The following is an 11,813-nucleotide window of genomic DNA, read 5'->3' as shown; positions in this document are numbered from 1 at the left end:
AGCATGTTGGGTGGTTTTTGGTATCTGAAACGGTTGTTGAATTGCTTCGCTTGTCTTTATTTAAACACAAAAAATACCTCTTTGTTAAGCTTCAAAGAGGTATTTTTATTTTTGTCTGAACGATGTTATTGAATCTACAGGATATTCTTTTCTGATCTATCAAGCAGTATGCTGTCGAGGATAGTCATGGCAGCCATAGCTTCAACAATGGGTACTGCACGTGGCAAAACACAGGGGTCGTGACGCCCACGAACATCAATAGAAGTTTGCTTTCCGTCTTTATCAACAGTTTGTTGTTCCTGTAACAAGGTTGCAACAGGCTTGAAAGCTACTCGGAAGTATATGTCTTCTCCATTGCTAATGCCACCTTGTATGCCACCACTATGATTCGTTTGGGTGTGAATCTTATGGTCAGTTGAGATGAATGGATCATTCTGTTGACTTCCTCTCCATGATGCTCCAGCAAATCCTTCACCGTATTCAAAGCCTTTTACTGCGTTGATACTAAGCATGGCAGCACCTAATTGTGCATGTAGTTTGCCGAATTCTGGCTCACCTAATCCTACCGGACAGCCCTTGATAACACATGAAATGACTCCTCCAATGGTATCCCCTTCCTGTTTTATTTGTGCTATGAGGCTTTCCATTTGTTTGGCTTTCTCTGGGTCAGGGCAGCGTACTGCGTTGTTCTCTATGAGGTTGAGGTTATGTTTATGGTAATCTTTATCAATTTCTATTTCACCTACTTGACTGGTATAAGCCGTGATTGTAATACCTTTCTTCCGTAAAACAAGTTTAGCAAGAGCCCCAGCTACAACGCGTGATATCGTAATTCGGGCAGACGAACGTCCTCCTCCTCGGTGGTCACGTACATCATACTTCTCATAATAGGTGTAGTCTGCATGTGACGGACGGAACAAGTTGCGTATGTTATCGTAGTCCTTTGAGTGCTGATTAGTATTACGAACGATGAAGCCAATAGGTGCTCCTGTTGTCTTTCCTTCGAATATCCCACTTAGTAACTCTACCTGATCAGGTTCCTTTCTGTCCGTCGTAATACGGCTTTGTCCTGGTCTTCGGCGTGCCAGCTCATTTTGTATGAAGTCTAAATCAACGTCAATTCCTGCTGGCATACCATCAACTACACCACCTATAGCTACACCATGGCTTTCACCAAAGGTTGTAAGCGTGAAGAGTTTCCCAAATGTGTTACTCATAATAATACTGATGTTTCTTAATGGCATCCGCCACAACCGCATCCGCCACAACCACCATCATTATCGTCATGGCTTCCACATCCGCAGCCAGAACCACATCCTTCACCACATCCACCACCGCAATGATGCTGGTTAAGTTGCTCGAAGAAGTTCTTCACTTCCTCCTCTGTAGCCTCTCTGTTCTCTATGATGTGCCCGCGGAAAAACAAATCTTTACCAGCCAAAGGGTGATTAAGATCTATTGTAACCTTGTTATCACTGATGTCAAGAACCTTTCCAAGGAAGCGTTGTCCTTGCTCATTCTGTAATGGAACGATAGCATCCTTATATATATTAGCGGTGTCGAACACCCCATCATGCATAAAAGTCTCTTTGTCTAAAGCAAGAACACTCTTCGGATCGTGCTCACCATAGGCTTGTTCTTTTGGAAGAGAGAATGAAAAATCACTGTCAGTGGCATATTTCGTCACCTCCTGTTCGAAGGCAGGTAGGGCCATTTCGCAATCTGTATAGAATTGCATAGGCTTCTGTTCTTCGGTTTTCTCTATGAGATGTTGCTCTCCGTTCTCTTCGCTATATAGTTCGTAATTGACTGTAATGAGTCTGTGTGTTTTATTTTCCATTATTACCTTATATATATATGATTATATGTTCGTGCAAAGATAACGATTTTAAACGAGAAAAGGATGTGTTAGTTACTGATTTTTCTTTTTCCATGTGTTCAGCTATCTGGGGTGATAGATAGGGTAGGGAATGGTGTTTTTATTTGTTACTGATTTATATCAAATGTATTGATGTGTATCAAAAATACAACAATAATTAATTAAAAAGTGACGAATAGTTATGGTTGATGGCTGTTATTATGTAACTTTGCAATGCAAACAGAGATAAAAACTATAGAATTTAATATACTATAATGTTTCTTTGAAGAGACATTTAAAGATTAAGAAAGGATAAAGATTATGAAGAAGATTGTTTTGACAGTGGTAGCAGTAATGAGTATGACAATGGCTTTCGCAGCTGGTGAGAACGATAACAACACTGCAACAACTAATGCATATAAGTTTAATGTAAGTACATATGCACTGAGTCGTGCACTGAATCTCAATCAGGATCAGGTTGATATGGTAGAAGATATCAATAATACATTCGCTGTTGAGATGATGAACGCTTCTGTTGCTGATGGTTCAGAGCGTGATGTAAAGGTCAAGGCAGCTGTCAAGAAGGATCTTTCTTATATGCGTTACGTTCTTACTGACAGACAGTATCGTGAGTATGTAAAGCTCTTGAATGTAACTTTGAACAATCGCGGTCTGAATAAGTAAGCAGTCAACTTCACACTCTCGTAAGGGAGTTAAGACATAAGATATTAAAGGCTATGAGTCAGGTAACTGACTTGTAGCCTTTTTTATGTTGTCATTTTCCAAGTCGGTAAGTGTTATGACATCGCATTATATGGTGGAGCTATAGTCTGTAATAGTAGCGTTTGTTTTATGAAATGATGTGGTTTGTGTAATAATAATTCAAGTATGTTATTTAAAAGATGCTCTTTTGCGTTGCAAAAGGGCGTCTTTTACATTGCAAAAGGGCACCTTTTACATGGTAAAAGGGCATCTTTTGAAGCGTAAAAGGGCGTCTTTTACAATCGCATTTGTAACCTTTTGATAATCTGTGTGTTATAAATGCGATAAAGAAGTATATTCTTTCGTTTGGCGAATGTACGCCTTGATTTTTTTGTAAAGCTATTTGATATATAAGATTTCCTATGGTTGTTTTGTGTGAAAGAGAAGGAATATCAGTTAAATCCTATCTGCTTGCCGAAACGATCCATTTGGAAGTATCGTTTTTTTTTCGTTTCTTTGCAGGGTGAATCGTGTCTGACAACGGTTCAGAGTACTTATTAATCAGGAATATATTCCATAATAGAATACAAATGAAACATCTGTTATTAATTTCTCTTTTTATATTTTCATTCCAGAGTTTGATGGCTCAACGTCCTCGTTTTGATAAGATGTCACCCTTTGTTCGTGATGCAATGTTATCAGCATCTGCTGTGCAATCAGGTATGAAGACACGCAATCCGCAGAAAGAAGACGATAGGGTGCTGACAGCTTTCGTTCGTATCAACGGAGATTCTAAGCTCATCTTGCAGCAATATGGTTGTAAGGAGTTGGCACGAGTTGGGAATATTAGTATTGCAGCCATCCCTCTTCGTCGGCTGGGTGAGCTTTCTTGTAGTCATCAAGTGAGCAAAATAGAGACGGGAAAGCGTTGCAGTGTGCAGATGGATACTACAAGAATGGTTATAAATGCTGCTCCCGTAAATCTTGGAGAGGGATTGTCAAGAGCTTATACTGGGCAAGGAGTAGTCGTTGGAGTGCAGGATATAGGGTTTGATCTTACGCATCCTAACTTCTATTCTACTGATATGAGTCGTTATCGTATCAAGGCAATGTGGGACCAACTGTCACGTGATACGATCGGTTCTTCCTTGTATGTGGGGCGCGATTATGTTGGACAGAATGCTTTGTTACAGATTGGTCATCCTGTTGATGGATTGACACAGACACATGGAACACATACTGCAGGGATCGCAGCTGGCAGTGGAGCAGAAGGTGGAGGAATTGTTTCTCCTTATAAAGGTATAGCCTATGATGCCGACCTTGTACTTGTGGATAATCTGGCAGGTGATAATGCAGCCTTGGTTGATTCAACTGATTATTACAAATATACTTACGCTACAGATGCACTTGGGTTTAAATATATCTTTGATTATGCTGACCAGCACCATCAGCCATGTGTCATTAACTTTAGTGAGGGTGGTCATGAAGACTTCCATGGCTATGATCAACTGTATTATGAGTTGCTTTCTTCGCTTACGGGTCCTGGACATATCATTGTTTCATCAGCAGGAAATGATGCCGGATATGTCAACTATATCCATAAGCCTGTAGGACAGGAACGAGCCGGATCATTCCTTTTGGGGAATCAGAAGAGGGCGAGTTTTACGTGTAAGGGCAACAAGCCCTTCACGTTTTTGATTACTATATATAATAAGGTGGGGAGTCCTACGGTTGTTTCTCTGCCTACAAGAGACGTATGCAGTGCTTCCGACTCACTCTTTCGTGATACAATCCGTGTGGAAGATAAGGAGTTTCAAGTACGTGTTCTTGCTTATTCTGATAGTTATAATAGGAAAGAAACAGCCTATGACCTGTCTATTAGTAGTGCATCTGGCTTAGGAAAAGACCCTTTAGTCTCGCTTCAATTGGTTGGTAAGGAAGCTGATGTAGAGCTTTATCGTATGTCGGGTTATTTGGTTTCTAATGCTGTTGACCCTACTCTTAATGCTGGAGATAACAGCCATAGTATCCTTTCTCCATCCAGTGCACCCAGTGTTATTTGTGTAGGAGCTACTGGTTATCGTACAAGTTTCTTGAATTATTTAGGTGAAAAGAAAGTATATAATAATGGTGAACATGGTCAACGTACTCCTTTTTCAGGTGTAGGACCAACCTTTGATGGTAGGATTAAGCCTGATGTAATGGCCCCCGGACAGAATATTATCTCCTCTTATAGCTCATTCTTTATAGGTAATCCAGCTAATGCTGGCAGACCATTATCAAGTGATACACGCCATTTCAAGTACAATGGACGTACTTATGCATGGAATGCAAACGCTGGAACATCTATGTCTGCACCAGTAGTTACGGGCGCAATTGCCCTTTGGTTGCAGGCAGACCCTACCTTAACACCTGCTGATTGCTTGGAAATCTTTGCAAAGACCTGTACACATTATGATACTTCACTTACTTATCCTAATAACTTTTATGGATATGGACAGATTGATGTAGCGGCTGGTTTACGTGAAGTATTGCGTAGAAAAGCTACGGGAATCGATGATATTGCAGTCCAAAAGTCCATGGTTGATGACCGTATTTACCTTCTAGATGGCCGTTATGTAGGCACTTCCATGGACAATCTACCTAAAGGTGTGTATATAAGGAATGGTAAAAAGGTCATAAAGTGAAATATTCTGCTCCCTAAAAGTAGGTATTTTGCATAAACCATTACTTTTAGGTATTGCAGATAATAGTTTTTCATCGTATCTTTGCAATCGTAAAGAATAAACAATTAAGAAATAAATCAGTAACAGAAATATGAAGAAGACAATTGTTGTTTACGGTTCATCAACCGGTACATGTGAAAGCATTGCAAATACCATCGCTGAAAAACTCGGCGTTGAAGCTATTAACGTATCAGACTTTAATGCAGATGTAGTTGCAGAAAATGATAACCTTATCCTTGGTACTTCTACATGGGGAGCAGGTGAATTACAGGATGATTGGTACGATGGTATCAATGTATTGAAGGGTGCTGACCTCTCTGGTAAGACTGTAGCTATCTTTGGTTGTGGTGATGCTGAGAGCTATTCAGATACTTTCTGTGGTGCTATGAAGGAAATTTATGATGCAGCACAGGGCGCAAACATCCTTCCTGGTGTTTCAACTGATGGTTATACATTCGATGATAGTGAAGCTGTTGTTGACGGAAAGTTCGTTGGTCTTGCTTTAGATGACGTGAACGAAGACGATAAGACAGAAGAACGTATCAACGCTTGGTTGGAAGCTATTAAGCCAGCATTGTAAGTTGTTTCAAGAGATTAGTACTTACATTATAACTATTCAATATAAGGAATAACTATGATGGCAGATATGATGACAGCCGATATGAAGGTGTTGATGAATCACATCTACGAGTACAAGAAAGGTGTTAGGCAGATGGTTCTGTACACTTGTAATAAGAAGTATGAGTCATTTGCAACACTTCGTCTCGAACATCAGAACATTCCTTACATCATTCAACCTGTTGGTCGTGACCGTATGAACCTGTTCTTCGGTCGGAAAGAATGTCTTGAGGCTATCAGGTTGATGGTGACAAAACCCCTCAACCAGCTCACACCAGAAGAGGATTTCATCCTTGGTGCGATGTTAGGTTATGATATTCGCGTGCAGTGCGAGCGGTACTGTGAACGCAAGTGTCGCACTTGTAAACGTGCAACATAGCCATAATTATTAAATGATAATCTTGTTCGCGAAATAAATTATTTCATAATGTTTTTGTATTATAAATGGGCTTGTCGTGAGATAAGCCCTTTTAGCGTTATAAACTACAGTGTTCGCATAAAAGAAATGAGGGTGTGTCAATTTTGACGCACCCTCATTTTACTTTGATATACCCTCCATTTTTACTTTGATACACCCTCATTTTAAAAGGTGAAGGGGGGATTAATCCCTTCTGAAAATATCTCTTGTGTATACTTTATCCTTTACATCATCCAGGCATTTATCGTATCGATTGGCAATGATAGCATGGCAACGACACTTGAAATCAGCAAGGTTATTAACAACAAGGCTACCAAAGAATGTCGCACCATCTTCTAGTGTAGGTTCATAAATGATAACTTGTGCACCTTTAGCCTTGATGCGTTTCATGACTCCTTGTATGGAACTCTGACGGAAGTTATCGCTGTTAGATTTCATTGTAAGGCGGTAAACACCGATAACACACTCTTTCTCCTCTGCTGGATTATAGTCTCCGCGGTCATTATAGTCATAGTAACCAGCCGTATGTAATACCTGATCAGCAATGAAATCCTTACGTGTTCGGTTACTCTCAACGATTGCTTGAATCAGGTTCTCTGGTACATCTGCATAGTTAGCAAGCAACTGTTTCGTGTCTTTTGGCAGGCAATAGCCACCATAACCAAAGGAAGGATTATTATAGAAAGAGCCAATTCGGGGGTCAAGGCAAACACCTTGTATGATATTGGATGTATCTAGACCTTTCACTTCAGCGTAAGTATCCAATTCATTGAAGTAGCTTACGCGCAATGCAAGGTATGTATTGGCAAAGAGTTTTACTGCTTCTGCTTCGGTAAGACCCATGAATAGGGTAGGAATATCCTCCTTTATAGCTCCTTCTTGCAGTAATTGGGCAAAGAGATGAGCTGCATCATTGAGTCGTTTGTCGCCTTCTGGTCGTCCAACTATGATACGACTTGGGTAGAGATTGTCATAGAGTGCTTTGCTCTCACGTAGGAACTCTGGTGCAAAGAGGATATTATGACAGTTGTATTTAGCTCTAATATTTTCCGTATAACCTACAGGTATAGTGGATTTAATTACCATAATAGCCTCCGGATTCACCTTCATTACCACTTCAATCACCTCCTCAACATGGCGTGTATCAAAGTAATTCTTAACAGGGTCATAGTTCGTTGGCGTGGCAATAACAATAAAGTCAGCATCTTGATACGCTGCTTCAGCATCCATAGTAGCTGTAAGATTCAGTTCTTTTTCTGCCAAATATTGTTCAATATAATCATCTTGAATCGGTGAACGACGGTTATTAATCAGTTCCACCTTATCTTTTACTACGTCAACAGCCGTCACTTGATGGTGTTGACTTAGTAACGTAGCAATACTAAGACCAACGTAACCAGTCCCAGCAACAGCTATCTTTAAGTCTTTTGTGTTCTTATCCATTCTTCAATGTTCAGATTATCTGCAAAGATACGCCTTTTTCTCGGAATAAAAGTTTTTTAGATGGTAAAAGAGAATCTAATAGTTAAGTCGTTAAAGTCTGTAGAGTAGTAATCCAAATCCTTTTATTTGCTGGCATAATTCTATATAAAAAGAAAGTTAAAGAAGATTGGGGGAGTTAAGTAAGTTAGTAGACAAATATCCAGATTAATGTCTTTAAGGCTATTGTCCTTTAACTTTCTTAACTCCCCCTAAGCTCTTTAACTTCTTGAAATATTATCCGCAGTGATAATACTGACGAACAAGTTTCTCCATTAACATTTCCTTTCCTTCAATTTCCTGGCGCAAAGTGCGGTCGTTGAAGGCACGAAGCTGTTTGATGATACCGTCAATCATAGCAGGAGAGAAGACATCATACTCTTCATAAACCTTGCGTTGACGTTCCAAGCAGTCAGCTGATGCTGCACAGCTATCAGGCAGTTGAGCCAATGTAGCATAGCGTTCGGCATTCTTTGGATCGTGGATATCACCGTCAGCAAATGTTCTTTCAGCCTCTGCCTCAGCATTTGCCATTTCAAATCCATGACGACAAGCTACACAAAGACCTGCCAGGAGCTGATAGATGTCAGCCGAAGCATCTGGTGAACGCATCTCAACTGTCTGCTTACCAGAGTAATCACGCTCAGTCAATGGCTCTTTCTCGTTTGCCTTATGGCACATATCTTCACCTGAAGTCCAGCCTAATGGTACGCGTACGAGTACTGAACGGTTGCTCATACCCCAGCAAACATTCGTTGGGGCTTCCTGATGTGGAACGAGACGGAAGTAAGATGTAGGGTTCTTATTACCGAAAGCTGTGATACTTTCAGCCAAGTCCATCATACCAGCAATAGCCTTGCGAGCGTCCTTAGACAGCTTACCACCCTCGAGCATCATGTTCTTTCCGTCCTTCATGATACGCATGTGGATGTGCATACCAGAGCCAGCTTTACCAACAGTGATCTTTGGAGCGAAGGTAACATCAAGTCCTTCTTCATAGCCAAGACTACGGATGATCCATTTAGCAATAAGCAATTGTTCTGCACACTCATTGGCTGGAACAGGTAGGAACTCAATCTCATTCTGCTCATAGCAGCGTCCGTTTTCAATAAAGTTACCTACTTCAGAGTGTCCATATTTAATTTTACCACCGCATTCAGCAATCAACTGCATAGCGCGCATACGGAAATCGTTTCCTTTGGCAAAAGGAGAACTCTCATGATAACCATGCTGATCATCTGCTGGGAACACCCCTTCGTCTTCACGTATTACATAGTATTCCAGCTCACCCATGGCATGGAACTCCATACCAGTTACCTTCTTGAAAGCTGCCATAGCCTTGCAAAGTGTATGTTCTGGTGATGAAGCTAGAGGATTGCCATCACGATCGAAGAACGAACAGAGCATGCAAAGAGTTGGAATCTCAGAGAATGGATCGATGAAAGCAGTAGAGAGGCGTGGCATTACATAGAGGTCACTGCTTCCTGCAGCGATGAAGCTGAAGAGTGAAGAACCGTCAACACGCTCACCACTGGTAAGGATTGTCTCCAGATAGTCAGGTGTGTGAAGCATGAAGTTCAAAGTCTTTAACCGTCCGTCACCAGCAGGATACATGAAATTTACCATCTTGATGTTCAAGTCATTGACAACTTGTTTGATGTCATCTTTAGTAAAGTCATGTACACTCTTGCCCAGATGAGCTTCCAGTCTATTGGCTGAATTTCTGAAAAGGTTATTTTCCATTGTTATAGGTTTTAGAAGTTAGTATTTGATACTGCGGACAAAAATACATATTAATTTCCTCATTCGCAATTATTTTCAGTACTTTCTTTGTACTTTTGTCTTAACATCTTATAAAAGGAGATTACTTTATGAAACAAAGAGATTCTGCTATTCTCTCTTATGGGCGTACGATTCGAAAGGCAACTGCTAATGATGTTTCCTTAATCATGGATTTTATACGACAGGGGAGGGCAAAAATGATTGCTGCAGGCAACGTTAATCAGTGGTCGGATAAGCATCCTTCTCGTCAGACTATAGAGAGGGATATCGCTCAAGGAGCCTCTTATTTGCTTTGCGAAAATGATACTCCCATTGCTACATTTGCTCTTTTAGCGGGGCCAGAGCCCACCTATTCTTATATAGAAGGAGGTCGATGGTTGGATGATCAACCTTATTATGTTATTCACCGTGTCGCTTCAGTAGAGGGGGTTCATGGTGTTATGTCTGATATCATAGCCTATTGTTTGTCACTTACCTCTACCATTCGAATTGATACTCATGCCGATAACTACCCTATGCAGGCTGTATTGAAGCGCTTGGGGTTCAATTATTGTGGTATTATCTATCTTGAGGGCGGTAGTCAACGACAGGCTTATCAACTGTCATTATAGGCCCTTTTGTTTCTTGATGATCAGTTGATTACCCTTCTATTGATGGTATTACATAAAATTACAAAGGCTTTGTAATAGTTCTACAAAGCCTTTGTAATGATATTACAAGCGCCTTGTAATCTTTCTACAAAGCCTTTGTAATTTTCTATAAGATACTCTTTCTTATTCCATTGTCTCTACAGTTACACCCTTAAAGTCAGCCATAAAGTTGATTAATTCACTCTGATAGTGGCTGCGTTTTAGTTTCATTTCCATTGTAACTATATAGTAATGTCCCTCCGAAGTGTCTTTGCGCTGCATCTCATAAGAGTAGAATGTACCGCCTCTCTCACGCAATTGTTCCAAAACAGCCTGTATGTTCTCTTCCTTTGGAGTACTGAATGTCACATTGATATTCCGTGTTCCGAAATGTTGAAGGATAAAATTCAGTGCCTCTAAGCAAAGCAAAACAAGGACAGTTGCTGCTATGGATAGTACGTACATGCCAGCTCCTGCAGTCATACCGATGGCTGATGTTACCCACAAACCAGCTGCTGTGGTGAGTCCACGTACCACATGTTTCTGGAAGATAATTGTTCCTGCACCAATAAAGCCAATACCTGTTACTACCTGTGAGGCAATACGACTGGGGTCAAGTGATACCTGTTGGTGGAGGTTCAGTGCATCAGTGAATCCGAATTGTGACAGAACCATAAACAATCCACTACCTAATGCAACGAGGAAATGGGTTCTGAAGCCAGCTTCCTTCGCTCTATATTCGCGTTCAAGGCCAATGGCACCACCCAGCATGGCGGCAATAAATAGTCTTAAAATGAATTCATAGGTTACTGTATCCATAATTTCTATCTTTTATTATACAATAAGGTCTTCGCTACAAAAATACAAAAATATTGATATAACTTGTTCTTTTCTTCATTAAATTCTTCTTTTCGTGTATGTTATCTTCTCCTTCTATAGAATAAAACCCGTATCTTTGTCTGCATAAACTATAAAGGTGGAACGTATGACGGAAAAAGAAAAGCAACAGCAAGGAATGCTTTATCAGGCTGACAATGCAGAAGTTTTGAAAGAACTTTATTATTGTGAGAATGAGTGTTTTGAGATTAATCAAATCCCTCCATCACGTCGTGAAGAGCGTATGGAACGTCTTCGGAGGCTGTTTGGTAAGGCGGGGAAGAGCATGTTTATAGTAGCTCCGTTCTTTTGTGACTATGGTTATAACATTGAAGTGGGCGATAATTTCTTTGCTAATACCAACTGTGTCATCCTTGATGAAGCTAAGGTGACGTTTGGAGATAATGTCTTTATTGCCCCTAATTGCTCTTTTTATACAGCAGGACATCCACTGAATGTTGAGCAACGTAATAAGAAGATAGAGTATGCACTTCCCATTCATGTTGGTAATAATGTATGGATAGGAGGTAATGTTACGGTCGTACCAGGTGTTACGATAGGTGATAACACCACAATAGGTGCAGGTTCTGTGGTTACACATGACATTCCAAGTGGAGTCTTGGCAGCTGGTAATCCTTGTAGAGTAATAAAGAAGATTGAAGAGTAGGTTGTTTTCCTAATAAATGAGGATTGTCTGTGCGATGTGAACTCTGTACCTTTGTCCT

11 protein-coding genes are annotated in these 11,813 nt (G+C 40.5%); 6 read left to right on the top strand and 5 right to left on the bottom strand.

Going from position 1 to position 11,813, the window contains the following annotated elements:
* Positions 1-134: 134 nt before the first annotated feature.
* Together aroC and ACZ48L_RS03270 are read right to left on the bottom strand one after the other, a co-directional pair.
* On the bottom strand, positions 135-1,217 hold the full coding sequence (gene aroC, locus ACZ48L_RS03275) for a chorismate synthase (RefSeq protein WP_025792709.1): 1,083 nt from the start codon (positions 1,215-1,217) through the stop codon (positions 135-137).
* A gap of 17 nt (positions 1,218-1,234) precedes the next feature.
* Positions 1,235-1,840 (bottom strand): FKBP-type peptidyl-prolyl cis-trans isomerase, encoded by a 606-nt coding sequence (locus tag ACZ48L_RS03270; RefSeq protein ID WP_025792711.1) that lies wholly within the window; start codon positions 1,838-1,840, stop codon positions 1,235-1,237.
* Positions 1,841-2,179: 339 nt separating this feature from the next.
* Between ACZ48L_RS03270 and ACZ48L_RS03265 the strand changes: the two genes are divergently transcribed.
* The 4 genes from ACZ48L_RS03265 to ACZ48L_RS03250 all read left to right on the top strand — a co-directional run bounded on the left by ACZ48L_RS03265 (position 2,180) and on the right by ACZ48L_RS03250 (position 6,283).
* Positions 2,180-2,542 carry a hypothetical protein gene (locus tag ACZ48L_RS03265; protein ID WP_008822760.1) on the top strand — a complete coding sequence of 121 codons (363 nt, stop codon included), beginning with the start codon at positions 2,180-2,182 and terminating at the stop codon, positions 2,540-2,542.
* 608 nt (positions 2,543-3,150) lie between these two features.
* A complete protein-coding gene (locus tag ACZ48L_RS03260; protein ID WP_025792713.1) occupies positions 3,151-5,247 on the top strand; it encodes a S8 family serine peptidase in 2,097 nt (698 codons plus the stop codon).
* Positions 5,248-5,377: 130 nt separating this feature from the next.
* Entirely contained in the window at positions 5,378-5,866 is a 489-nt protein-coding gene (gene fldA, locus ACZ48L_RS03255; RefSeq protein WP_025792715.1) for a flavodoxin FldA, read from the top strand.
* Between the two features lie 57 nt (positions 5,867-5,923).
* Entirely contained in the window at positions 5,924-6,283 is a 360-nt protein-coding gene (locus tag ACZ48L_RS03250) for a DUF2023 family protein (protein ID WP_008822757.1), read from the top strand.
* Positions 6,284-6,505: 222 nt separating this feature from the next.
* Here ACZ48L_RS03250 and ACZ48L_RS03245 read toward each other — a convergent pair whose 3' ends face one another.
* Both ACZ48L_RS03245 and ACZ48L_RS03240 read right to left on the bottom strand, forming a co-directional pair.
* Positions 6,506-7,765, bottom strand: a complete 1,260-nt coding sequence (locus ACZ48L_RS03245; RefSeq protein WP_219495933.1) for a nucleotide sugar dehydrogenase — start codon at positions 7,763-7,765, stop codon at positions 6,506-6,508.
* A gap of 273 nt (positions 7,766-8,038) precedes the next feature.
* Positions 8,039-9,544, bottom strand: a complete 1,506-nt coding sequence (locus ACZ48L_RS03240; RefSeq protein WP_025792717.1) for a glutamine synthetase family protein — start codon at positions 9,542-9,544, stop codon at positions 8,039-8,041.
* A 128-nt stretch (positions 9,545-9,672) separates the two neighbouring features.
* Here ACZ48L_RS03240 and ACZ48L_RS03235 point away from each other — a divergent pair, with 128 nt between their 5' ends.
* Positions 9,673-10,194 (top strand): GNAT family acetyltransferase, encoded by a 522-nt coding sequence (locus ACZ48L_RS03235; protein WP_025792718.1) that lies wholly within the window; start codon positions 9,673-9,675, stop codon positions 10,192-10,194.
* Between the two features lie 162 nt (positions 10,195-10,356).
* Here the strand turns inward: ACZ48L_RS03235 and ACZ48L_RS03230 are convergent, their stop codons facing one another.
* Positions 10,357-11,031, bottom strand: coding sequence for an MgtC/SapB family protein (locus tag ACZ48L_RS03230; RefSeq protein ID WP_025792719.1), 675 nt, complete (start codon positions 11,029-11,031; stop codon positions 10,357-10,359).
* A gap of 166 nt (positions 11,032-11,197) precedes the next feature.
* On the opposite strand from ACZ48L_RS03230, the gene ACZ48L_RS03225 reads away from it, so the two are divergent.
* Entirely contained in the window at positions 11,198-11,755 is a 558-nt protein-coding gene (locus ACZ48L_RS03225) for a sugar O-acetyltransferase (protein ID WP_025792720.1), read from the top strand.
* The last annotated feature ends 58 nt before the right edge of the window (positions 11,756-11,813 follow it).

The sequence above is a fragment of the Prevotella histicola genome, from assembly GCF_055385135.1.
The sequence above is the reverse complement of the archived record's forward strand: the minus strand, read 5'-3'. Positions and strand labels throughout refer to the sequence as shown.

Excerpts from the sequence above, each read along its gene's own strand:
- aroC (WP_025792709.1), bottom strand. The coding sequence starts at position 1,217 with ATGAGTAACACATTTGGGAAACTCTTCACGCTTACAACCTTTGGTGAA.
- ACZ48L_RS03270 (WP_025792711.1), bottom strand. The coding sequence starts at position 1,840 with ATGGAAAATAAAACACACAGACTCATTACAGTCAATTACGAACTATAT.
- ACZ48L_RS03265 (WP_008822760.1), top strand. The coding sequence starts at position 2,180 with ATGAAGAAGATTGTTTTGACAGTGGTAGCAGTAATGAGTATGACAATG.
- ACZ48L_RS03260 (WP_025792713.1), top strand. The coding sequence starts at position 3,151 with ATGAAACATCTGTTATTAATTTCTCTTTTTATATTTTCATTCCAGAGT.
- fldA (WP_025792715.1), top strand. The coding sequence starts at position 5,378 with ATGAAGAAGACAATTGTTGTTTACGGTTCATCAACCGGTACATGTGAA.
- ACZ48L_RS03250 (WP_008822757.1), top strand. The coding sequence starts at position 5,924 with ATGGCAGATATGATGACAGCCGATATGAAGGTGTTGATGAATCACATC.
- ACZ48L_RS03245 (WP_219495933.1), bottom strand. The coding sequence starts at position 7,765 with ATGGATAAGAACACAAAAGACTTAAAGATAGCTGTTGCTGGGACTGGT.
- ACZ48L_RS03240 (WP_025792717.1), bottom strand. The coding sequence starts at position 9,544 with ATGGAAAATAACCTTTTCAGAAATTCAGCCAATAGACTGGAAGCTCAT.
- ACZ48L_RS03235 (WP_025792718.1), top strand. The coding sequence starts at position 9,673 with ATGAAACAAAGAGATTCTGCTATTCTCTCTTATGGGCGTACGATTCGA.
- ACZ48L_RS03230 (WP_025792719.1), bottom strand. The coding sequence starts at position 11,031 with ATGGATACAGTAACCTATGAATTCATTTTAAGACTATTTATTGCCGCC.
- ACZ48L_RS03225 (WP_025792720.1), top strand. The coding sequence starts at position 11,198 with ATGACGGAAAAAGAAAAGCAACAGCAAGGAATGCTTTATCAGGCTGAC.